This window comes from Streptomyces sp. NPDC002044 (genome assembly GCF_040296725.1).
Taxonomy (GTDB): domain Bacteria; phylum Actinomycetota; class Actinomycetes; order Streptomycetales; family Streptomycetaceae; genus Streptomyces; species Streptomyces antarcticus.
The window spans coordinates 1-23475 of sequence record NZ_JBEOXU010000018.1 but is presented as its reverse complement, the minus strand read 5'-3'; the positions used below and the strand labels follow the sequence as shown (position 1 = coordinate 23475).

The window sequence follows — 23475 nt, the reverse complement described above, 5'->3', positions numbered from 1 at the left end:
GCACGCGGCCCGCGTGTGCGTGACCGAGTTCGCGACCACTTCCCCAGTGAGCAACCGCAAGTCGTTGCTCAGTTCCCCATCCAAGGCCAGCCCAAGCCGCTGCGCACGGTTGACAACACGGTCTCGCGCCGCTGGCACCGCCTCGACCGAGGGCAGGACAGTGAACGCATAGGGCGAATCTCCGGACAACCGGGGCATGGCTGAGACCTCTCGCGGGGCGGGAGCGCTAGGGCGTCGACGCGATCTCCCATAAGTGAACGGACCGCTCGCCGACTTCACCGGGCGCGTCCTCAGGTACCCAAATCCGACAGCAACCCAGCAGGTGCGGAGGACCACCATGGACCACAAGCGGCCGGACTCCCTATCCCTGAGGTGATATCACTGCCGCAATTGTCGTTGGAGCGCGCTCAATGGGCAGATCCAGTTGGAAGCACACGCCCTGAGAAGAGCCGTCAGAACATCGTGTGAGTGTGGCTTCTGGGGGCGTCATTTGCGAGCGGTGCCTCGTAGAGCCCGGCTCGCGCTGAGCGACGCCAGGGCCGGGCGAGGCGCACAGTCTGACCTTGCCCGGCGACCTGGACTCTCTCGCCCCTTCGCACAGCCGCACAGTTCGGGTTCCGCTCGGCGGATGAACCGGTCGACGATGCTGTCGATGCGGTACCGGCCAAGGATCTCCGCCAGGCGGGCATCGCCCGTAGTGGGCTGACCGTTCGGTGTCGTCAGCATGTCGCAGTAAGCGCCGAACTCCATTGAGCGGACGGAACCCGGTCACGGCCAGCGGGCAGCGCTGAGCAGGGAGCGAGTGCCAGCCGACGCCTTCAGCTGATGGCAGACGAGAAAGAGCCCCAACGGACTGGAACCTCCTCGCAGATCATGTCAACGTACAACGACCTAGAAAAAGCCCAGGTCAGCGAAGGGGTGTGGGCCGTGGGGGCAACCGGCAGACGGCTGGCGGCCCTTGAGTCCACAGCCCGCGCTACTCGGTCCCGTGACAGAACACAGCCCCAAGGAGGTCCACCTGTCGAATCCTGCAATCCGATCGGCCCGCTTCACTGCCCCCATCCTCTCGGGGCGTTGGTCCTCCGGGCGCGCTCGTGTCCGCAACCTCCACCGACTCATGGGCGACGAGTTCTTGATGCTCGTAACGGACGACGTGACTCCCGCCCGTAGCGGTATGCCTGTTGGCCTTCTGTCTGAGATTGACGCGGTGCGCGGGTATCTCCCAGTCGCACAGAGCGATACCTAGCAGACGATCCCCGGTTACCGAAACCGGGGTTTCTCCGGACAGTTGATGTCGTCCTCACCGGCTGCTTGGCGGTGGATTCGGTGCGGCCAGGGACGACCGGAACCAGGCGGCGGGCCTGCATACCCGGGCGCTCGGGCGGCTCGGTGAGGCCGAAAACCGGCTGCGTACCGCCGACCGGCTGGCCGAGGACACCTTCCGCACCGTGGAGGAGGCGGCCGCTGCCGCACGGATCGACCTGCCGGGGGACGACGGGCTGCCGGAGCCTGAACTGAGGCGCGCGGTGGAGCAGTCGATGGACCGTGGGCACCGCGCGCTCGCCCACGCGGAGGATCTCGCGGAGACGGCAGAGCGGGCGGCCCGGGGCAGCGGCAGGCATCCGTCCGCCTCGACGAGGCGGACACCGACCTCGACCAGACGACCGCGGTCCAGGACCAGGCGGAGGAAGCGGCCGCACGGGCGGGGCAGGCGCTGCTGGACGAGGTACGGGAACATGCGCGTGCCTGCACCCGGCTGGCGTACCCCGACCCGGCCGGCCTGCTCGACGAACTCCAGGAGTGGACGCGGCACCTCGACGGGCCCTACCCGGCCCGCGTGCACGCGGCACGAGCCCACAGCGCGGCCTCGGCGCGACTGGCCGACGAGGCGGCCGGTGCGGCGCGCCGGACGACGGAGCTGGCCGTACACATCGTTCGGGTCCGCGAGGAGATCACCACGCTGGAGGCTGGCGGTCGACGAAGTCCCCAGCCCCCGCTCAGCCGCACGCCCGGCCTGCGCGAGCGACTTCCCGGCGCACCGCTGTGGCGGCTGGTGGACTTCCACGACGGCCTCCCGGAACAGGAGCGAGCCGGACTGGAGGCGGCGTTGGAAGCCTCCGGACTGCTCGACGCGTGGGTGCTTCCCGATGGCTGCGCCCTCGCCGCGGACGGGCACGACGTACTCCTCGCCCCGACGACCGGGCCGGTGGCCGGGCCCTCGCTCGCGAGGCTGCTGCGCCCGGCCGTCGACAGCGGCGATGCGCAGGCCGCGGCGGTGGGCGAGAACGCGGTGGCGCGGCTGCTCGCCGCCATCGGCGCGGGAGGGGACGGCGGAGCGGGCACCTGGGCGGGGCCGGACGGGCGTTTCCGCGTCGGCACGCTGACCGGCCGCTGGGCCAAGCCCGCCGCAGAGTATGTCGGCGAGGGAGCGCGGGAGGTGGCGCGGCGGGCTCGCATCGCCACCCTGCGCGCCGAACTCGATGTGCTCCGGGTGGAGTCGCGTACGGTCGCGGCAAGGTCCGAAGAGGTGGCCGCGCAGCGCCGTATCCTCGACGCCGAGCTGGCCGGCGTACCCGATGAGAGCCCCCTCACCCGGGCGCACGCCCAGGTGACCGCTGCCGTCGAGGCGGTGCGTCGCACTCGTTCGAGGCGCGAGGAGCGGGTGGCCGACCTCCTGGAGGCGGCCGGGCGCGCCGAAGCGGCCGCCACCGAACTCGCGGAGACCACGGCCGAACTCCGCCTGCCCGCCGACCGGGCCGGCCTTGCCGAGGTGCGCCAGGCCCTGGGTTCCCTCGCCGTGGCCTTGGCTTCCCTGTGGCCGACCCTGCGTGAACGCGGCGAGTCGGCCCGCCAGGCGCAGGAGGAACGCGTCGAGGCCGCGCAGGCCGAGGAGCGAACCGCCGAACTCACCCGGCGCGCCGATGACGCCGGGCGCGAGGCGGCGGCGGCAGACGAGCGCCACGCCACCCTGCGCTCCACCGTCGGCGCGGCCGTCGCCGAACTCGAACGACGGCTCACCGAGACGGCCGAAGCCCTGCGCACCTGCGAGGCGGACCAGAGGATCACCCGGCAGCGCCATGGCGAGGCCGACCGGCAGGCGAGCAAGGCCGAAGGCCATATCGAGCGGCTGGAGAAGAACCTCGCGGAAGCGGCGGAGACACGCGCGGAAGCCATCTCGGGGCTCCAGCGGTTCACCACTACGGGCTTGATCACGGTCGCACTGCCCGACCTTCCGATGCCGGCCGCGGGCGACACCCCCTGGGCGGCCACCCCGGCGATCACCTTCGCCCGCGCCATCGAGTCCGGGCTGGCGTCGACCGACGACTCGGACAGCGCCTGGGAACGCGTACAGCGACGGCTGAGCGAGGAGCTCAAAACCCTTCAGGACACCCTGTCCCGGCACGGGCACACCGCCTCCGCCCGGATGGTGGAGGACGGCATGGTCGTCGACATCGTCTACCAGGGCCGTGAGCGCGCCGTACCCGAACTCGCGGACGCACTCACCGCCGAAGTCGGCGAACTCACCCGAATCCTCTCCGCCCATGAACGGGAGATCCTCGAAACCCATCTGATCACCGAGGTCGCGGGCACCCTCCAGGAACTCATCGGGGCCGCCGAACGACAGGTGCGGGACATGAACGGCGAACTGGAGGACCGGCCCACCTCGACCGGGATGAAGCTGCGGCTGGTCTGGCGGGCCTCCCGCAAGGCCCCCTCCGGACTCGCCCCGGCGCGCGAGCGGCTGCGCCAGTCCGCCGACGCCTGGACCCCGGAGGACCGGGCGGCGGTGGGCGAGTTCCTCCAGACACAGACCGCCCGGCAGCAGAGCGACGACACCTCCGGCAGCTGGCTCGAACACCTCACCGCCGCGCTCGACTACCGGGCCTGGCACGAGTTCGGGGTCGAGCGGCACCAGCACGGCCGCTGGGTCCCGGCCACCGGCCCGGCCTCGGGAGGCGAACGGGTCCTCGCGGTGTCCGTGCCGTTGTTCGCCGCCGCGTCCTCGCACTACGCGAGCGCCGGCAGCCCGTTCGCGCCCCGTCTGGTCACCCTCGACGAGGCATTCGCCGGAGTGGACGACGACTCGCGGGCCAAGTGCCTGGGCCTGCTGCACGCGTTCGATCTGGACGTGGTGATGACGAGCGAGCGGGAGTGGGCCTGCTATCCGCAGGTGCCCGGCGTCGCCATCGCCCAGCTGTCGCGGATCGACGAGGTGGCGGCGGTACTCGTCACCCGCTGGGAATGGGACGGCACGCGGCGGCTGCGCCGAGAGGACCCGGTGCGGTCGCGGAATGCGGAGTCGGCCCCGCAGGAGGAAGCGGTGGGAGTGGAGCCTCTGTGGACGTGACATCCGGCGCTGCCCCGGTCGGCGCTGCCCCGGTCGGCACCGCCCCGGTCGGCGCTGCCCCGGTCGGCACCGACCGGCTGCGCCGTCTGCTGGGCGCCCCCGAACTCCGCTGGCTGGTCGACCGGGCACGCCGACGCCTGGAGCGCGAGCAGTCCCTCACCGGCCCGGTCTCCCTCGGCGCGCCCACCGCGGCCCAACGGGTGGCGGCCGAACGGCTGCTGGGCCGTTCTCCCGGCAGCGGGCGCACCCTGACCGTCCGGCTCGACGAGGTGGACGGGATCCTGCGCCGCTCGGGCGTCAGTCCCGACGGATTCGCCGCCGCCGTGGCCGTCCTCACCGGGCCGGTCGCCCTGCTCGGCCCCGCCCGTCAGGCCGAGGACCGAGCGTGGCAGGCCGCGTAGGCCCCGCTCGAAGCCCTCGCGCGGGAGGTCCCGGCCCTCGCGGCATGGGCCGCCCGGATCCGCGGCGACGGCCTGGTACGACGCCTCGCCGGCCACCCCGCCGCCGCTCAGGCCCTGCTCGGCCAGGCCGCCACCGCCCTCCGCGCCCTCCCCGCGGACCCTCCCGTCTCGCTTCCCGCCTTCGCGGCCAGGGTCCTCGGCAGCGCCCACGCCCTGGACGAGGGCACTCCGGGGCCACCGTCACCCTGGCCGGTATCCGCGCGCTGACCGGATTCCCCGATGGCACCGGCGCCGAGTGGCGCCGGGAGGGCTGGGCATCGGCGGGCCTGCTGCGCGACGAACTGTCCTCGACCGTCCTCACCCTGAACCTGCGGGGCACCCCCGCCCTCGACTGGATGGCAGGGGCGGGTGAGCCCTCCGTCCTGACGCTGCGGCAGCTAATGCGCCACTCTCCCAAGGTGTCCGACGCGACCATCCACATCTGCGAGAACCCGGCGGTGCTCGCCGCGGCAGCCGATCGGCACGGCCCGCGCTCCGCGCCGCTGGTCTGCCTTCAGGGCCAGCCGTCCGCCGCGGCGCTCGCCCTCCTGCGCCATCTGCACGAGGGCGGAGCGGCACTCCTCTACCACGGAGACTTCCACTGGGGCGGGCTCCGCATCGCTTCCGCACTGCTGGGCCGCGTCCCCTGGCAGCCGTGGCGCTACGCGGTGGCCGACTACCGCGCCGCGGTGGCGCTTGCGGGTCCGCAGGGCCTGCCACTCGCGGGCCGGCCGGCCGAGGCTCCCTGGGACCCGGCCCTGGCGCGGGCTCTCTCGGAACTGGGTGTCCGTGTCGAGGAGGAGACGGTCCTCGACGCGCTGCTGACCGACCTCGCGTGACGACGACCCGAATGTCGGCGCCGAAGGCCCGGCGGTGTCAGCCCGTCGGCGGACATGGCGGCTCCGAGCGCATCGGGGACCGCGAGCTGCCCAGAGAAGCCGAAGGCAGTGAAGAGGAGGGGAAGATGACCGGTTTCACCGAGACGGACCTGCGCGCGATCGCCGGCCGGCGCTCGTTCGAGAGGGCCCAGGAGTATCTGGACGCCGTCACCGTCACCGAGGTCGGTGACGGCTGGATCACCGCCACCGTGCACGGGACACACCCCTACGCGGTGGAGCTCTCCCTCGACGGAGGCGACGCGCCCGCGGGAGAGTGCGACTGCCCGTACGGCCTGGAGGGCAACTTCTGCAAGCACCTGGTCGGCGTCGGCCTGACCACGCTCTCCCGCGCGGAGAGTCTGCCGGAGCAGCGCACCCGGGCCCGGTCCCGCACCCGGCGCCTGGACGCGTGGCTTGCGGCGCTGTCCAAGGAGGAGCTGCTCGCGCTCGTCAGGGAACAGCTCGGCGAGGACCCGCAGTTGCGCCGCCGCCTGGAGTTGCGCGCCGCCAGTGCCCGCGGGGATCTCGACGAGGTCCGGGCCCGGGTCCGCGAGCTCCTGGACATCGGCCCCTTCACCCAGTACGGATACGTCGAATATGCCGACGCCCGCGCCTACGGCGACCAGGCAGCGCAGGCCGTGTCCGCGATCACCGCGCTGACCTCCGCCGGCCGGGCCGCCGACGCGCTCTCCCTCGCGCGGGAGGCGATGAGTCTCCTGCACGCCGTACAGGAGAGCATCGACGACTCCGACGGGCGCCTCGGCGAGGTCGGCGCCGAGCTGGCCGAGGCCCATCTGGACGCGTGCCGTGCGACGCCGCCCGACCCCGAGGAGCTGGCGCCCTGGCTGGTCGAGCACCTGCTCGGCGACGTGGACGATCTCACCGGCATCGACCCCCTCGACTACGAGGAAATCCTCGGCGCACAGGGGATGGCCGGCGTACGGCGGCTGGCGGCCGAGGCCTGGCGCCGCAATCGCACGGGCTGGGCGGAGAAGTACCTGATGGAGCGCCTGGCCAAGGCGGGCGGCGACGTGGACGCCGTGGTCGCCGTCCACGCGGCCGACCTCGATCCGGACGGCGGCACCCATCTGTTCATCGCCCGCGAGCTGGACACCGCGGGCCGCCCGGACGAGGCCCTGCGCTGGGCGGAACGCGGTGTCGAGGAGGCCGAGGATCCTGCCCTCGTCGCCACCGATTTGATCGACTACCTGTGCGAGCGCCACTCGCGCGCCGGCCGGCTGCCGCGAGCCGTCGCCGTGCGCCGGGACCACTTCGCCGCCCGCCGCACCCTGGCCGCGTACCAGCAACTGCGCACGGTGGCGCGAGCCGCCGACCGCTGGGACGCCGAGCGCGCCACCGCCCTCGCCCTGCTGCGCGCCGACGCCGAACAGCGCCCGCCGCATCGGTACGGCGGCCCGGTCCTGCTCGACGCCCTGCTCGACGACGGGGACGTCGACGCCGCCTGGCAGGCCGCCACCGAGACGGGTGCCCACGACCGGCAGTGGCTCACCCTCGCCGACCGGTCGCGCGTCAGCCGTCCCGCGGACGCGCTGGGCGTCTACCTGCGCCTGATCGGACCCCTGTTGCAGGAGACGGGCAACGCCGTCTACGAGCAGGTGACCAGTCTGCTTCTGGGCATGCGCGCCTGCCATCAACGCCTGAACACGCAGGATGAGTTCACGACGTACGTCGCCGCCCTGCGCGCCGCCCACAAGCGCAAGCGCAACCTGATGCGGCTCCTCGGCGAGCACGGCCTGTGAGCCGGGGACCGGCCTCGCCCAGACCGCCCCTCGCATGCGCTGCGGGGGCGCGACCCGGGGGAGTGCGCGCAGCCACCGTGCGGGCCGGGCCGCACGGCCGCGCCATGACCACCGCGGCCTTGCCTCCTCTGGCTGGCCGAAGTCCACTACCGGCGTGTCCGGCCTGTTGACCGATATGTCGCACGGTTGGTGTAATCGCGCACCGCGTAGAGAGCGCGCAGGACGGCGAGGGTGGGGAACAGGCACGTGGCGGGACTCGACAATGTGAAACTCAAGGCGCTCCTCACGGATGTGGCATCCGGAGCTCTCCAACTGCCGGACTTCCAGAGGGACTGGAAGTGGGATGACGATCGAATTCGAGCCATTGTCGCGACGGTGACGCTCGACTACCCCTTGGGCGTGGTGATGACGCTGGAGGCGGGTGGCGACTCACCCTTCCGTGCCCGTGCCCTCACCGGCGCGAAGGTGTCGCAGGACGTGACTCCGAGCCTGCTGCTCCTCGACGGGCAGCAGCGCCTCACCTCCCTCTTTCAGGCGCTGTTCCAGGAAAGCCCTGTCGAGACCAGCGACACGCGGGGCAATGCCGTCAGGCGCTGGTACTACGTGGACATCGGGAAGGCGGTCGGATCCCCCGCGGACCGGGACGAGGCCATTGTGTCCGTGCCGGAGGACAAGGTCCTGCGAGCCAACTTCGCCCGTGACATCGTCCACGACCTGACCACCGCGAACGGCGAGTGTGCCGCGGGGCTGTTCCCCCTGCGCATCGTTTTCGACACCGCGAAGGTGAACGCCTGGCGGCGGACGTACGAGAAGATGGACGACGGTCATTTCGACCGGTGGAGCCGCTTCGAAGAGCAGGTCCTCGAACCGGTGCGCTCGTTCCAGGTGCCCATGATCAAGCTGGCCGCCTCCACGTCCATGGACGCCGTGTGCGCCGTGTTCGAGCGGGTGAACACCGGCGGGGTGCCCCTCAACGTCTTCGAACTGCTGACGGCGACCTACGCCGGCGATCGTGCCTACCGCGAGCGGACGGACGACTACTACCAGCTGCCGCAGGTCTGGCGGGCCGTCAAGGAGGAGCTGGCCGGCGGTCATCCGGTGTTCGGACGGCTCGAGGCGGGCCTCGACGACGGACTGAGCAGCAGCGACTTCCTCCAGGCCGTCGCCCTGGTGCGCACCTGGTCGCGGAAACAGGGCGGGCAGGGTACCGGTGTCTCCTGCAAGCGCCGCGACCTCCTCGAACTCCCCCTCGCGGACTTCGAGTCGCTGGCTCCGCGGCTCGCCAGGGCGTTCGCATGGGTGGGGGCCTTCCTGGAGCGGCAGTGCATCGTGCGCGCCGCCGATCTGCCCTACCGCACCCAGCTGGTACCCCTGGCCGCCGTCCGGGCCATCCTCGAGGAGGCGACCGACACGCTCGGCGCGGAGGAAATGATCACACAGTGGTATTGGTGCGGCGTGCTCGGTGAGATGTACGGCGGCTCCACCGAGACCCGCTTCACACGGGACGTCGAGCAGCTCGTGGCGTGGGTCCGGCACGGAGGGCCCGCCCCCGAGACCGTCACCGACGCGTACTTCTTCCCGGAGCGGCTGGACACGCTCACCACGCGTAACAGCGCTGCCTACAAGGGAATCTACGCGCTGCTCATCAAGCAGGGTGCGGTGGACTGGCACTACACGGAGACCCCGCTGTCGCCCAGTCTGATGAACGAGTACGGAGTGGACGTCCGGCATGTCTTCCCCCGCCCCTGGGTACGCCGGCACCAGGACGGCGGCAAGAAGTTTCCGTCCAACTCCATCGTGAACAAGACGCCGCTCTCGCTGCGCGCGGCCGGGGCCCTCACCGGCGCCCCGGGAACCTATCTCGACTCGCTCGCCGCTGCCTCCGACATGCGCCGCGAGTGGTTCGACGACGTCATCGCGACGCATCTGATCGATCCGTACCTCCTGCGGAAGAACGACTACGAGGCGTTCTACACGGCACGGGCCAGGCGGCTCGAGGACATGGTCTACCACGCCATGGGCAAGCGGACGATCCTGCGCGACATGAGCGAAGCCCAGGCGGCCAGGTGACCGGGAAGCCGAGCGTGGAGGAGCTCCTCCAGCTCAAGGGAACGGATCTCCCCCTGGGGGAACTGCTGGACCTGTTCGGCGTGCGGGTGCGCCGGCCGTGGAACGTGCACGAGATCGCCCGGGCACTGACCGACGCCGGACTCGCCACTCTTCCGGACTTCGCCAACTGCGCCCCGGGCGAGCACGTCCAGATCGTCGCCCTCGCCACGGCCGTACAGGCCGCGGCCGAGCCCGATGAAGCCGAAGAAGTGGCGCGGGACCCGCTTCCCTCGGCTTCGCTGCCGCAGCGGCTGCGGATCGGTGACCTGCCGTCCGCCCGCGGTGGAGTGCGATGCGTGTCCGCCACCACGGAGCTGTCCCAGGCGACGTATCTGATGCGCCATCGGGGCTACGCGCAGATTCCCGTCACGACGGGCATGACGACCCTTCACGGCGTCATCACCTGGCGGTCCCTGGCTCTCATGTACGAGCGGGGCAAGGAGAGCAGCCTGGAGAACGCCATGCAGCAGGAGTCCCTGCCCGTGGCCGACGCACGGCAGGAGTTCTTCGCCTGTCTGCCGATGCTGTCGGAGCACGGCTATCTGCTGGTCCGCGGTGAGGACGGCAGCCTGTCCGGCATCGTGACACAGGCGCACGTCGTGCACCGCTTCGAGAGTGCGGCCCGACCCTTCTTCCTCCTCGGTGAGATCGAGTCACTTCTGCGCCGTTGGCTGGGAGGCAAGCTCACCGATGACGCGGTCAAGGCCGTCCAGAGCAACAAGAAGCCCGAGCACCGCTCGGGCAGGGTCGAGGACCTGACCTTTGGCGACTACGTCTACCTCCTCAACGGGGAACAGCGGAAGTCGGCCATGGCCCGGCAGGCCGACCTCAACTGGGCAGCACTCCAATGTGAATCCCTGGACCGCGGCCAGTTCGTCCGTCACCTGCAGAGGGTGAAGGACGTCAGGAACCGAATCGCCCATTTCGATGCGGAACCCCTGCCGTCCGAGTCGATGAGGGAACTGACCGCCTTCACCGCCCTGCTGCGGGACTACGTCGGCTGAGCCGCCGGTAGGCAGGGACATTGCGGACCACGGCATTGTTTTCCGGAACCAGCCGGTGCATTGGCGCGAAACGCGCCGAGGGTCAGTTCACCGGGAGGCCCGTGTGGTCCTTGATGCGTTTCATGATGATCTGGGAGTTGACCTCGGTGACCCCGGAGAGGGCCGTCAGCTGCTCGATCCACAGGCGTTCGTACGCGCGCAGGTCCGCCACCGCGATCCGCAGCAGGCAGCCGGGGCTGCCGAACAGGCGGTACGCCTCGATCACGTCCGGGATGTGCTGGAGGGCGGCCTCGAATGCCTCGACCGCCTCGCGGTCGCGGCGCACCTCCACCGAGACGAGCACCTCGAAGCCGCGGCCCACCGCCTCGGGGGAGATCACCGCGCGGTAGCCCTGGATCACGCCGTCCTGTTCGAGCTGGCGTACGCGGCGCATGCAGGGGGAGGGGGTCAGACCCACCCGCTGGGCGAGCTCCTGGTTGCTGAGGCGGCCGTCGGCCTGGAGCTCGCGCAAGATATCTCTGTCAATGGCATCCATCACGCAATCATCATGCATCGAATGTGACGGGAGGGGTGAAAGACGCAATCGCCTTGCGCGTAGATCGCTCTATCATTGCTGGTTGCAGTACACCTGTACGAGCCATGCACGCGTGAGGGAAGGACGGCCACGGCCATGGGACGGATCGTCGTCATCAGCACCGGCGGGACCATAGCCAGCCGCTGGCAGGGCTCCGGTTTCGCCGCGGACGCCGACGGGAGCGAGGTCGTCGCCACCGCGCCGCTCCCCGAGGGCGTCACCGTCGAACTCGTGGACCTGTTCAGCGTGAACAGCCCCCGGCTCACCACCGCCCACCAGCTCACCCTGCTGCGCACCGTGCACGAGGTGCTCGCCGACCCGGGGGTCGACGGGATCGTCGTCACGCACGGCACCGACACCCTGGAGGAGTCGGCGTTCCTCGTCGACCTCCACCACCACGACGAGCGGTCCGTGGTGTTCACCGGCTCGCAGCGCCCCATGGGCACCGCCGACGGGGACGGCCCCGGGAACCTGTACGACGCGCTCCTGACCGCCGCGACCACGCGCGGGCTCGGCGTGCTGATCGCCTTCGCGGGCCGGCTGCACGCGGCCCGCGGCACGGTGAAGACGCAGACCGTGGCCCTGGACGCGTTCGCCGACCCCTCGGCCGAGCTGTTCGGGAAGGTCGGCTTCGGCAAGGTCACCACGCTGCGTCCGCCCCAGCGGTCCGTCCCGCTGCGGCTGCCCGCGATGCCGGAGGTGCCGCCGCGGGTCGACATGGTCATGCACCACGCCGACGGCGACCCGGTCCTGCTGAACGCGGCCGTCGAGGCCGGGGCGCAGGGCATCGTCCTGCTCGGGACCGGCGCGGGCAACGCGACACCGGAGATCGTGGACGCGGTGAAGGCCGCCGTCGGGCGCGGGGTGCTGGTCGCGCTGACCACGCGGGTCGGCGCCGGGCCGGTCACCGAGATCTACACACACGGCGGGGCCGTGGACCTGGTCGCCGCGGGCGCCGTGGCGACCGGGACGCTGCGGGCCGGGCAGGCGCGGATCGCGGTGCTGGCCGCGCTGCTGGGGAGCGGGGATCCCGTCGAGCGGACCGGGCTGCTGCGGCAGGCGCTGGGCTCCCCCGGGTCGGTGCTGGTCGGGGCGTAGCCCTTGCCCTTTCCCTCGCCGGGCCGGGGCCGGGCCTTCGGGGCTCCGCCCCGGACCCCGCGCCTCAAACGCCGGCGGGGCTGGATGTGGTCCCCCCGTTCGGATGCCGCCGCGCCGCTGCACGGGGCTCCGCCCCGGACCCCGCGCCTCAAACACCGGCGAGGCTGAATTCGGCCCCGCGCCGGCCTCGAACGCCGGCGGGGCGGAGAGTGCGCGCGGTCAGGGGGCGGTGAAGGCCGACAGGATGCGGTCCGCCGCCGAGGTGGCCGTTACCGTGCCTTCGCGGACCGCCGCCTCCAGAGCCGGCGCCAGTTCCCGTACGGACGGGTCCGCGCGCAGCCGTGCCAGCAGTTCGTCGCGGACCATCGACCAGGTCCACTCCACCTGCTGCGCCGCCCGCTTCGCCGCCAGCCGGCCCCCCGCCTCCAGCAGCGCGCGGTGCTGTTCGAGGCGGTTCCACACCTCGTCCAGGCCGGCCGACTCCCGGGCGCTGCACGTCAGGACCGGCGGTGTCCACGCGGCGTCGGACGGGTGCATCAGGCGCAGGGCGCCCGCCAGTTCGCGGGCCGCCGTCTTCGCCTCGCGCTCGTGCGGGCCGTCCGCCTTGTTGACGGCCAGGACGTCGGCGAGTTCCAGTACGCCCTTCTTGATGCCCTGGAGCTGGTCCCCCGTACGGGCCAGGGAGAGCAGGAGGAAGGAGTCCACCATGCCCGCGACCGTGGTCTCCGACTGGCCCACGCCGACCGTCTCGACGAGGACCACGTCGTAGCCCGCCGCCTCCATCACGATCATCGACTCGCGGGTGGCCTTGGCGACCCCGCCCAGCGTCCCCGCCGACGGGGAGGGCCGCACGAACGCGGCCGGGTCCACGGCGAGGCGTTCCATACGGGTCTTGTCGCCGAGGATGGAGCCGCCCGTACGGGTGGAGGAGGGGTCCACGGCCAGGACCGCCACCCGGTGGCCCAGCGCCGTGAGCATCGTGCCGAACGCGTCGATGAACGTGGACTTGCCCACCCCCGGCACCCCGCTGATGCCGATCCGGCGGGCGCGTCCCGCGTGCGGCAGCAGCTCCGTCAGGAGCTTCTGGGCCAGCTCCCGGTGGGCGGGCAGGGTGGACTCGACGAGCGTGATCGCGCGCGCGACGAACGCGCGCTTCCCGTCGAGGACCCCCTTCGCGTAAGCCTCGATGTCGATCTTCGGCATCGACGCCCGCCTACAGCTCGTGCCCGAGGTCCGCGGCGAGCCGCGTCACCAGGTCGTGGGCCGCGTCCGGGATGACCGTGCCGGGCGGGAAGACCGCCGTCGCGCCCATCTCCAGGAGGGTGGGCACGTCCGCGGGCGGGATGACCCCGCCGACGACGATCATGATGTCCTCGCGGCCCTCCTCCGCCAGCTGCTCGCGCAGCGCCGGTACGAGGGTCAGGTGGCCGGCCGCCAGCGACGAGACGCCCACCACGTGGACGTCCGCCTCGACGGCCTGACGGGCCACTTCCGCCGGGGTCTGGAACAGCGGGCCGACGTCCACGTCGAAGCCCAGGTCGGCGAAGGCCGTGGCGATCACCTTCTGGCCGCGGTCGTGGCCGTCCTGGCCCATCTTGGCGACCAGGATGCGCGGACGCCGTCCCTCCGCCTCCTCGAACCGGTCGACGAGGGCGCGCGTGCGCTCCACGGACGGGGACTCGCCTGCTTCCATGCGGTACACACCCGAGATCGTACGGATCTGACTGGCGTGGCGCCCGTAGACCTTCTCCAGGGCGTCGGAGATCTCGCCCACGGTCGCCTTGGCGCGCGCCGCGTCCACCGCGAGGGCCAGCAGGTTGCCCTCGCCGCTGCCCGCCGCGTTCGTCAGTGCCCGCAGGGTGTCCTGGGTGACGGCCTCGTCGCGCTCCTCGCGCAGCCGCCGCAGCTTGGCGATCTGCTGGGCGCGCACGGAGGAGTTGTCGACCTTGAGGACGTCGATCTGCTCGTCGGTCTCCACCCGGTACTTGTTGACGCCGATCACCGGCTGGCGGCCGGAGTCGATACGGGCTTGCGTGCGCGCGGCGGCCTCCTCGACGCGGAGCTTGGGGATGCCCGCGTCGATGGCCTGCGCCATGCCGCCGGCCGCCTCGACCTCCTCGATGTGCTGCCAGGCCCGCCGCGCCAGGTCGTACGTCAGCTTCTCGACGTACGCGCTGCCGCCCCACGGGTCGATGGACCGGCAGGTCCCCGACTCCTGCTGGAGCAGCAGCTGCGTGTTGCGGGCGATGCGCGCCGAGAAGTCCGTCGGCAGGGCGAGCGCCTCGTCGAGCGCGTTGGTGTGCAGCGACTGGGTGTGCCCCTGGGTCGCGGCCATCGCCTCGATACAGGTGCGCGTCACGTTGTTGAAGACGTCCTGTGCCGTGAGTGACCAGCCTGAGGTCTGTGAATGGGTGCGCAGCGACAGCGACTTGGCGTTCTTCGGGTCGAACTGCTTGACCAGGCGCGCCCACAGCAGGCGGGCGGCGCGCAACTTCGCGACCTCCATGAAGAAGTTCATGCCGATCGCCCAGAAGAACGACAGCCGCGGCGCGAAGGCGTCCACGTCCAGCCCGACGGCCTGCCCGGCCCGCAGGTACTCCACGCCGTCGGCGAGGGTGTACGCCAGCTCCAGGTCGGCCGTGGCCCCGGCTTCCTGGATGTGGTAACCCGAGATGGAGATCGAGTTGTACCGCGGCATCTTCTGCGAGGTGAACGCGAAGATGTCGGAGATGATCCGCATCGAGGGCTTGGGCGGGTAGATGTAGGTGTTGCGGACCATGAACTCCTTGAGGATGTCGTTCTGGATGGTCCCGGCGAGCTTGTCGGGGGAGACGCCCTGCTCCTCCGCCGCCACGATGTACAGCGCGAGGACGGGCAGCACCGCGCCGTTCATCGTCATCGACACCGACATCTTGTCCAGCGGGATCCCGTCGAACAGCTGCCGCATGTCGTAGATCGAGTCGATCGCCACGCCCGCCATGCCGACGTCGCCGGTCACGCGCGGGTGGTCGCTGTCGTAGCCGCGGTGCGTCGGCAGGTCGAAGGCCACCGACAGGCCCTTCTGGCCGGAGGCCAGGTTGCGCCGGTAGAAGGCGTTCGACTCCTCGGCCGTGGAGAAGCCGGCGTACTGCCGGATCGTCCAGGGCTGGTTCACGTACATCGTCGGGTACGGGCCGCGCAAGTACGGGGCCACGCCCGGGTAGGTCCGCAGGAAGTCCAGGCCCTCCAGGTCGCGTCCGGTGTACAGCGGCTGCACGCCGATGCCCTCGGGCGTCTCCCACAGCAGGTCGCCGGGGGCGGTGCCGGTGGACTCCTTCACGGAGGCGCGCCACTGGTCCTCGGAGCCGGCGGCGGGACCGGCGCCGTTCAGCGCCAGCTCGGAGAAATCGGGGATGCCGCTCACGACGTGACTCCCATCCGGTCGAGTACGCAGGACAGCACGGCGACCGCGTCGCAGCCGGCGAAGACGTACGCGTCCACCGCTTCCGCGGCGGTGCCGGGCTTCCCGGCGAGGAAGACGGTCGTGGCGCCGGCCTCACGCAGGGCGGCGGCCACCGCCTCGGCCTGCTCTTCGTAGAGTACGTCGCTGGAGCAGATCACGGCCGTGCCGTCCGCGCCGCTCGCCGCGTACGCCGCGGCTGCCGTCGCGGGCGTCACCGACACGGGGTCGTGGACCGGCTCGATGCCGCCCGCCTGGAACAGGTTCGAGGCGAAGGTGGCCCGCGCGGTGTGCGCGGCGGCCGGGCCGAGCGCGGCGAGGAAGATCCGCGGCCGGGCGCCGGTCGCGTCCAGGTGGGCGTCGCTGCGGGCGCGCAGCACCTCGTACGCCTCGTCGCGGCGGACCCGGGGCAGGCCGCCGACGGGTCCCGGGGGCGCGGGCTCGCGTACGACCGGCTTCTCCGACAGCAGCGGGAACTCGCTGACGCCGGTGATCGGCTCGCGGCGCTTGGCCAGCTTCTTGGACCGCTCGGCCCAGGTGGCGGCGATGCGGTCGGCGACCAGGCCGGAGCGCAGGGCGGCCCCCTGGCCGCCGGCCTTCTCCACGGTCTGGAAGAACTCCCAGGCGGCGTGGGCCAGTTCGTCGGTGAGGCGCTCCACGTAGTAGGAGCCGCCGGCCGGGTCGATCACGCGGGCCAGGTGCGATTCCTCCAGCAGGATGGTGGAGGTGTTGCGGGCGATGCGGCGCGCGAAGGCGTCCGGCAGGCCCAGTTCGTGGTCGAAGGGGAGCACGGTGACGGAGTCCGCGCCGCCGACGCCCGCCGCCATGCAGGCGACGGTGGTGCGCAGCATGTTCACCCAGGGGTCGCGGCGGGTCATCATCACCGGCGAGGTCACGGCGTGCTGCCGCTGGGCGCCCGCCTCCGGGGCCCCGCACGCCTCGGCGACCCGGGCCCACAGGCGGCGGGCGGCGCGCAGCTTGGCGATGGTGAGGAACTGGTCCGCGGTCGCCGCGTAGCGGAACTCCAGCTGGCCGAGGGCCGCTTCGGTGTCCAGCCCGCCGTCGGTGAGGGCGCGCAGGTACGCGACCCCGGTGGCCAGGGACAGGCCCAGCTCCTCGCCGGCCGAGCCGCCGGCCTCGTGGTACGGCAGCGCGTCCACGGTCAGGGCGCGCACGTCGGGGTAGGCGGCGGCCTCCCGGGCCAGCTCGACGGCGTCGGCGAGGTCCAAGACCTCACCCGTACGGGCCTCGTGGCCCAGCGGATCGGCGCCCAGGCTCGCACGGGCGGCCTCCGGGGCCACGCCGCGCCCGGCGTACAGGTCCAGCAGCGCGCGGGCGGCCCGGGCGTAGCCGGCGCCGGCGTCGAGGGAGACGGGCGCGAGGTCGAGGTAGACCCCCTCCAGGGCGCGGGGGAGCGCCTCGGCGGGGAGAGCGCCGTCGCCGAGGGTCAGCCAGAGGGAGGTGACCCCGTTCTCCAGGTCGGAGAGGACCGCCTCGTTCACCCGTACGGGGTCGCTGCCCAGGTGCCGCTGGCGCACGTCCCAGCCGTTCGCGGCGTTCCCCTCGGCCCTGCCTCCCCGTACGAAGGGGGCGAAGCCGGGGAAGCCGGTGTCGGGAGCCGTTTCGGGCGCGGTGTACAGCGGGCGGGTGGTGAGCCCGTCCTGGAGCGTGGTGGACAACGCGTCTTCCGCTGCCTCGCCGGAAACTTCCTTGCCCGACTTGCGCAGCACGCCTTCTACCAGGCGCTGCCACTGCTCATGCGTCGCGTCAGGGAATTCGGCGGCCAAGGAGAGCCCGTCATCAGGCAGGACCGTCATGGCTCGAATGCTAGGGGGGCGCTCAGGGAACAACCAGGACCACCTGATGTGATCTCCCCCTCTCATGTGAGGGAGGAGGGGTCACGAAAGAGCGGACCGAGCAGGACGGTCGCCGCCGCCCCCGGCAGTACGGCGGGTCCGGCGTGCGGCGGAACGATCCGCCCGGGGTCTCCGGGGGCCCGGGCGAGGGCCGCGGCCGCCTCGCGGATCTCGTCGAGATAGCCGTCGTGCAGCACGCTCGACCACTCGGTCACCACCATGACGGCCGGGTTGAAGACGTCGAGGAGCAGGGCGGCGGCCCGGCCGACGGACCGCGCCCGCTCGCGCAGCAGCCGGTCGGCGCGGGGGTCGCCGGTGGCGGCCGCGTCCACGAGCATCGGGACGGACGGGTCGGGGACGATCCCGCGGCGCACGGCCTCGGCGCCGAGCGCCGTGTCGGAGGCGGTCGCCTGGAGACAACCCGTACGGCCGCACGCGCAGGGGGCGTCCGAGCCGGGCACCGGGAGGTGCGCGACGTCGCCCGCGGCCGCGCCCGGACCCTGGTGCACGGTGCCCTCGATGCCGAAGGCGGCGTCGACGACGTTGCCGATGAAGAGGTGGACGAGGCTGCGGCGGGCCTCCGGGCGGCCGAAGAGGATCTCGGCGTGGGCCACGGCGCGGGCGTGGTTGTCGACGGACACGGGCAGGCCCAGCTCCCGTGACAGCTCGGCGGCGAGCGGCCGGTCCCGCCAGCCCAGCGCCTCGTGGCGTACGACGACCCCCGCGCCGGGCCCGTCCGCCGCCCCGCCCGCCCCGTCCGGTCCGCCCGCCCCGTCCGGTCCGCCCGGGCGGACCCAGCCGCCCAGGGCGGCGCCGACGCCGAGGAGTGGCCGGCCGGTGTCGGAGTCGCTCAGGAACCGGGCCAGTTGGGCGGCGATGTCCCGGCCGAGACCGGGGGAGCGGGGGTCCCGGTGCGGGAAGGACCGCCGGGCCAGGAGACGGCCGCGCAGGTCGACGAGGCTGAAGGTGGACTGGGGCACCCCGATGTGCAGCCCGGCGGCGACGGGCCCGCCGACGGCCCCGGTGTTCAGGTCGAGGGGGATGCGGGGCCGTCCCACGCCGTCGGCGGGCCCGGACAGCTCCCGCAGCAGCCCGGCGCGGAGCAGCCCGGTGGTCTGCCGGGACACGGCGGCCGGGCTGAGTCCGCACAGCCCGGCGATCCCGCTCCGCGCGACCGGCCCGTGGTCCAGCACCGTCCGCAGCACGGTGGCGGCATTGGCGGCGGCCCGGCTGTCGCCGGCCATACGGTTCACGGGGTCTCCTCGGGGGGCGCGGACGCGCGGGCGGTCCCCCCGATGATGCAGGAGCCCGCTAAAGCGGCCGGGCTTGCGGTCCTGCGGCCACTGGCCCTGCGGTCTGCGGCCGGGCTGCCGGGCGGTCCTGCGGCCTGGGGGCCCGGCGGCCCGGTGCCCCGGCGGCCCCGGCGCTCGATTGGACCGGGCGGGACGCTCGGTGGCCGCGCGGCCCGCCCCGTCGGCGTCGTCCCTGCGCAGCCGGGCCGAGCCGGACCGAAGCTCTGCACCGACCCGGGCCGGGCCGCCACACCCGCGGCCGTGCCGTGCCCGTGCCGTGCCCGTAACGCGGCCGTGCTCGCGCCGGGGCGGGGGCCGGCGGGCTTCGTGCGATGCGGGGGCGTGGCGGTCGCGTTGCGGGACCGTGAAATCCGGCCACGGGATTCAGCCGCCGGGGGAGGGGGACCGGGGCTTCGGCCTGTGGGGAAGGGCCAGCTCAGGAGGGGTGCGCGGGGGGTCGTGGGGGTTCCGGTCGGCGGACCGGGCGCGGGCGTTGGCGGGGGTTGACCGGCGGCGCGGCCGCTGACAGGCTCCGAGCCATGTCCGCGACCGAGTACCTCGCCCCGCGGCTCCACACCCCCGGCCGCCGTACCGCGCCGGGCGAGTGTCCGGGCCGCTGTCCGGCCCCGCGCCGAGCCTGAGCTCCCGCCACACCGCCGCTCCCGCGCCCCTGCCGGTCCCGCTCCCGCACCCTTTCGCGCCGCTTCCCCGCCGTACTCACCGGCACGCCGCACCGCCGCGTACGCCTCGCCGCCGCTGGGGCGCGGTCGGCGCGGTCGCCGCGGGCCGCGGTTCGCGCTCCGCGCCGGGAGCCCGTACCGGGGAGACCTCCGCGGCCCCGGTCCGGTCCGCCCTCACCCCCTCCGTCGCCGCCCCGCGACACCCCGAACCTCGTTCAGCAGCACCGTGTCCGACCCGTACGCCTATTTCTTCCGCTGCGGAAATAAATACCGCAGCCCTGCCCAGGGAGTCGTCATGGCCACCGCCACCCAGACCGCCGCGAGCACCACCACCGTCTCCAGGATCGGCGGCCGCCTCGGCGCCGAGATCGGCGGCGTCCGCCTCGGCGGCGACCTGCCCGACGCGACCGTCGCCGAGATCCGGGCCGCGCTGCTCGCCCACAAGGTGGTGTTCTTCCGCGGCCAGGACCACCTTGACGAGGCCGGCCACGAGGCGTTCGCCCAATTGCTCGGCGCCCCCGTCGCCCACCCCACGGTTCCCTCCGCGGACGGCCGCTACGCCCTCGGCATCGACTCCGACCACGGCGCCCGCGCCAACCAGTGGCACACCGACGTCACGTTCGTCCCCGCCTACCCGGCCTTCTCCGTCCTGCGCGCCGTCACCATCCCCCCTTACGGCGGCAACACCCTCTGGGCCAACACCGCCAGCGCCTACGCCCACCTCCCCCAGCCGCTGCGCGCCCTCGCCGACGGCCTGCGGGCCGTCCACTCCAACGAGTACGACTACGCCGCCCTGAGGCCCGACGCCCTCCCCGAGGCCCTGGCCCAGTACCGCGAGGTGTTCACCTCCACGAAGTTCCTCACCGAACACCCGGTGGTCCGCGTGCACCCCGAGACCGGCGAGCGCTCCCTGCTCCTCGGCAACTTCGTCCAGCGCATCAGCGGCCTCACCGGCCGCGACTCCCGCGCCCTCCAGGACCTCTTCCAGTCCCACATCGAGAGCCCCGAGAACACCGTCCGCTGGCAGTGGCGCGCCGGCGACGTCGCGATCTGGGACAACCGCGCCACCCAGCACTACGGCGTGGACGACTCCGACGACCACGAGCGCACCCTGCGCCGCGTCACCGTCGACGGCGACGTCCCGGTCGGTCCCGACGGCGCCCCCTCCCGCCTGATCAGTCCCGAGGCCGTACCGGCCCCCTCCTTCGGCATCCCCTCCGGCGCGTCCACCGCCGAGTCCGGAAGCTGACGGCCGCCCGACCCCGACCCCGACCCCGACCCCGACCCCGGCGCCGATCCCGGCGCCGATCCCGCCCCCGTTCCGTCCCGCACCCGCCGCCCCGCCCCGCCGCGCCCGTCCCACCGTCCAGCTCCCGTACGACGCCCAAGGAGCCCCCGTGCCCCAGCTGCTCGCCATCACCGGCAGTCCCTCCGTCAACTCCCGCACCGCCGTCGTCGCCGACCACGTGCTCCGCCGCCTCTCCCACGCCGGCTTCACGACCGCGCACCTCTCGGTGCGCGAGCTTCCCGCCGCCGACCTGCTCTCCGCCCGCCGCGGCGAGCCCGAGATCCGCCGGGCCGTGGAGGCCGTCGCCCAGGCCGACGGCCTGATCATCGCGACCCCGGTCTACAAGGCTTCGTACACCGGCCTGCTCAAGGCGTTCCTCGACCTGCTCCCGCAGGACGGACTCGCCGGAAAAACGGTGCTTCCGCTGGTCACCGGCGGCAGCCTGGCCCACGTCCTGACCATCGACTACGCCCTGCGCCCCGTACTCGCCGCCCTCGGCGCCCGGCACGTCACCGCCGGCCGGTTCGTCCTGGACTCCTCCGTCGAGCGCGGGGACGGTCCGGACCGGCTGCGCCCCGAGGCGGAGCTGGACCTCTTCCAGGCGGTCGACGAGTTCGCCGCGTCCCTGCGCGCCGTTCACGGTGCCGGGGCCGCGCTGACGACCGCACCGTAACGACGCCGGAGCCCCACCCCGCACCCCGCACCCCGTACCGACAAGGACCCGCCATGCCCGCAGGCTTCTCCTCGACCACCACCTCCCGACGCCAGTTCCTCGCCCTGCTCGGCATCTCGGCGGCCGCGGTGAGCTGCGGCACGGCCACCGCGAACGGCGGCGGTTCCGGCGCGCAGGTCTCGACCCTCAAGTACCAGGGGGCGGTCGGCTCCGTCACGCTCCCCGAACTCGCCGCGGACCTCGGCTACCTCGGCGACGTGAAGCTGGAATGGGTCGGCAACACCATCAGCGGCCCGCAGGACATCCAGTCCGCCGCCACCGGCCAGACCCACTTCGGCAGCGCCTTCAACGGCGCCGTCATCAAACTCGCGAGCAGCAACGCCCCGATCAAGGCCGTCATCTCCTCCTACGGCTCCGACCAGTACTCCTACGGCGGTTACTACGTCCTGGAGGACAGCCCGATCCGCTCGGCCCGGGACCTGATCGGCAAAAAGGTCGGAATGAACACCCTGGGCGCCCACTACCAGGCCCTGCTGGACATCTACCTGAGCCGAGGCGGCCTCTCCAAGGCCGACGCCGGCAAGGTCGAGCCGCTCGTCGTGCCGCCGGTCAACACCGAGCAGTCGCTGCGGCAGAAGCAGATCGAGGTCGGGGTGCTCACCGGCGTCCTGCGCGACAAGGCCCTCGCGACGGGCGGCATCCGCCCGCTGTTCACCGACGTGGAGCTCCTCGGCCCGTTCAGCGCCGGGACGTACATCATGACGGAGCGCTTCATCAAGCAGAACCCGGACACCGTACGGGCCTTCACGACCGGCGTGGCCAAGGCCATCGACTGGTCCCGCGCCACCCCGCGCGAGGAGGTCATCGCCCGGATGACGCAGATCGTCAAGAAGCGCGGCCGCAACGAGGACACCGCCACCCTCCAGTACTGGCACTCGTACGGGGTCGCCGAGGCGGGCGGCCGGATATCCGACACGTCCTTCCAGCTCTGGCTGGACTGGCTCGGCGAGCGCGGGGAGATCAAGCCCGGCCGGCTCAAGGCCGCCGACCTCTACACCAACGAGTTCAACGGCCACGGGAAGGGCTGACGGCCATGGCGAAGATCGTGTTCGAGGGAGTGGGCAAGACCTTCCCGACCCAGCACAAGAACCGCACCGAGGGGGAGTTCACCGCCCTCGACGGCATCGACCTGGAGATCGGGGAGGGGGAGTTCGTGGTCGTCGTCGGCCCCAGCGGCTGCGGCAAGTCCACCCTCCTGGACCTCCTCGGCGGACTGACCCGGCCCAGTTCCGGACGCATCCTGCTGGACGGCAGGCCGGTCACCGGCCCGGGACTGGACCGGGGGATCGTCTTCCAGCAGTACGCGCTGCTCCCGTGGCGGACGGCGCTCGGCAACGTCGCCTTCGGCCTGGAGGCGACCGGCGTACCGCGCCGCGAACGTGCCGCCAGGGCGCGGGAGTTCCTGGATCTGGTCGGCCTGACGGGCTTCGAGGACCGGCACCCGCACGAACTGTCCGGGGGCATGCGCCAGCGCGTCGCCATCGCCCGCTCGCTCGCCTACGACCCGGACGTGCTGCTGATGGACGAGCCGTTCGCCGCGCTCGACGCGCAGACCCGCGAGTCCCTGCAGGACGAGCTGCGCCGCATCTGGCAGCGCACCGGCAAGACGGTCGTCTTCATCACGCACGGCATCGAGGAGGCCGTCTACCTCGGGCAGCGGGTGGCCGTCATGACCTCCCGCCCCGGCCGCGTCAAGGAGGTCGTCCCGGTCACCTTCGGCGACCGCGGCGCCGGGCTCCAGGGCGAGGACCTGCGCTCCAGCCCGGAGTTCGCCCGCTACCGCCACGACATCTGGAGCCTCCTCCACGACGAGGTGGCCCGCGCCCGGCAACTGGAGAAGGAAGAGGCCACCGTATGAGCACGCCGGCCGACACCGCCGTCGCCCCTGCCGCACCCGCCGGGCAGGAGGTACGGAGCCCCGGCAACCCGAGAACCTAAGGAACCGTCCATGAGCTCCACGACGACCCTTCAGAAGG

The 23475-nt window shown here is 72.6% G+C and carries 13 protein-coding genes and 2 pseudogenes; 10 read left to right on the top strand and 5 right to left on the bottom strand.

What is annotated here, in order from left to right; all coding sequences use genetic code 11:
* Window positions 1-1675: 1675 nt before the first annotated feature.
* From ABT106_RS07340 to ABT106_RS07320, 5 genes and pseudogenes are all read left to right on the top strand, one after another.
* A pseudogene (locus ABT106_RS07340) lies at window positions 1676-4348 on the top strand (TIGR02680 family protein); the annotation flags it as partial.
* Window positions 4243-5627, top strand: a pseudogene (locus ABT106_RS07335) (TIGR02679 family protein). The pseudogenes ABT106_RS07340 and ABT106_RS07335, both read left to right, overlap by 106 nt.
* A 125-nt stretch (window positions 5628-5752) precedes the next feature.
* A complete protein-coding gene (locus tag ABT106_RS07330; RefSeq protein ID WP_351273602.1) occupies window positions 5753-7426 on the top strand; it encodes an SWIM zinc finger family protein in 1674 nt (557 codons plus the stop codon).
* 246 nt (window positions 7427-7672) lie between these two features.
* The gene (locus ABT106_RS07325; protein ID WP_351273599.1) at window positions 7673-9496 is read left to right on the top strand and encodes a GmrSD restriction endonuclease domain-containing protein; all 1824 of its coding nucleotides are present in this window, start codon (window positions 7673-7675) and stop codon (window positions 9494-9496) included.
* The gene (locus ABT106_RS07320; RefSeq protein ID WP_351273596.1) at window positions 9493-10539 is read left to right on the top strand and encodes a CBS domain-containing protein; all 1047 of its coding nucleotides are present in this window, start codon (window positions 9493-9495) and stop codon (window positions 10537-10539) included. The genes ABT106_RS07325 and ABT106_RS07320 overlap by 4 nt, the downstream gene beginning before the upstream one ends.
* A gap of 82 nt (window positions 10540-10621) precedes the next feature.
* On the opposite strand, the gene ABT106_RS07315 is transcribed toward ABT106_RS07320, so the two are convergent.
* Complete coding sequence (locus tag ABT106_RS07315; RefSeq protein ID WP_351273594.1) at window positions 10622-11074, bottom strand: Lrp/AsnC family transcriptional regulator; 453 nt, start codon at window positions 11072-11074, stop codon at window positions 10622-10624.
* Between the two features lie 135 nt (window positions 11075-11209).
* Here ABT106_RS07315 and ABT106_RS07310 point away from each other — a divergent pair, with 135 nt between their 5' ends.
* A complete protein-coding gene (locus tag ABT106_RS07310) occupies window positions 11210-12211 on the top strand; it encodes an asparaginase (RefSeq protein WP_351273591.1) in 1002 nt (333 codons plus the stop codon).
* 219 nt (window positions 12212-12430) lie between these two features.
* Here the strand turns inward: ABT106_RS07310 and meaB are convergent, their stop codons facing one another.
* From meaB to ABT106_RS07290, 4 genes are all read right to left on the bottom strand, one after another.
* Window positions 12431-13414 carry a methylmalonyl Co-A mutase-associated GTPase MeaB gene (gene meaB, locus ABT106_RS07305; RefSeq protein WP_351273588.1) on the bottom strand — a complete coding sequence of 328 codons (984 nt, stop codon included), beginning with the start codon at window positions 13412-13414 and terminating at the stop codon, window positions 12431-12433.
* 10 nt (window positions 13415-13424) lie between these two features.
* On the bottom strand, window positions 13425-15614 hold the full coding sequence (gene scpA / locus ABT106_RS07300; RefSeq protein WP_351273585.1) for a methylmalonyl-CoA mutase: 2190 nt from the start codon (window positions 15612-15614) through the stop codon (window positions 13425-13427).
* Entirely contained in the window at window positions 15611-17467 is a 1857-nt protein-coding gene (locus ABT106_RS07295; protein ID WP_351273582.1) for a methylmalonyl-CoA mutase family protein, read from the bottom strand. Before ABT106_RS07295 ends, scpA begins: the two co-directional genes overlap by 4 nt.
* A 62-nt stretch (window positions 17468-17529) precedes the next feature.
* The gene (locus tag ABT106_RS07290) at window positions 17530-18750 is read right to left on the bottom strand and encodes an ROK family transcriptional regulator (protein WP_351273721.1); all 1221 of its coding nucleotides are present in this window, start codon (window positions 18748-18750) and stop codon (window positions 17530-17532) included.
* 1023 nt (window positions 18751-19773) lie between these two features.
* Here ABT106_RS07290 and ABT106_RS07285 point away from each other — a divergent pair.
* The 4 genes from ABT106_RS07285 to ABT106_RS07270 all read left to right on the top strand — a co-directional run bounded on the left by ABT106_RS07285 (window position 19774) and on the right by ABT106_RS07270 (window position 23357).
* Window positions 19774-20727, top strand: a complete 954-nt coding sequence (locus ABT106_RS07285) for a TauD/TfdA dioxygenase family protein (RefSeq protein ID WP_351273579.1) — start codon at window positions 19774-19776, stop codon at window positions 20725-20727.
* Between the two features lie 148 nt (window positions 20728-20875).
* Entirely contained in the window at window positions 20876-21439 is a 564-nt protein-coding gene (ssuE, locus tag ABT106_RS07280) for an NADPH-dependent FMN reductase (protein ID WP_351273577.1), read from the top strand.
* A gap of 53 nt (window positions 21440-21492) precedes the next feature.
* Entirely contained in the window at window positions 21493-22527 is a 1035-nt protein-coding gene (locus tag ABT106_RS07275) for an ABC transporter substrate-binding protein (protein WP_351273574.1), read from the top strand.
* A gap of 5 nt (window positions 22528-22532) precedes the next feature.
* Window positions 22533-23357 carry an ABC transporter ATP-binding protein gene (locus tag ABT106_RS07270; RefSeq protein WP_351273572.1) on the top strand — a complete coding sequence of 275 codons (825 nt, stop codon included), beginning with the start codon at window positions 22533-22535 and terminating at the stop codon, window positions 23355-23357.
* The last annotated feature ends 118 nt before the right edge of the window (window positions 23358-23475 follow it).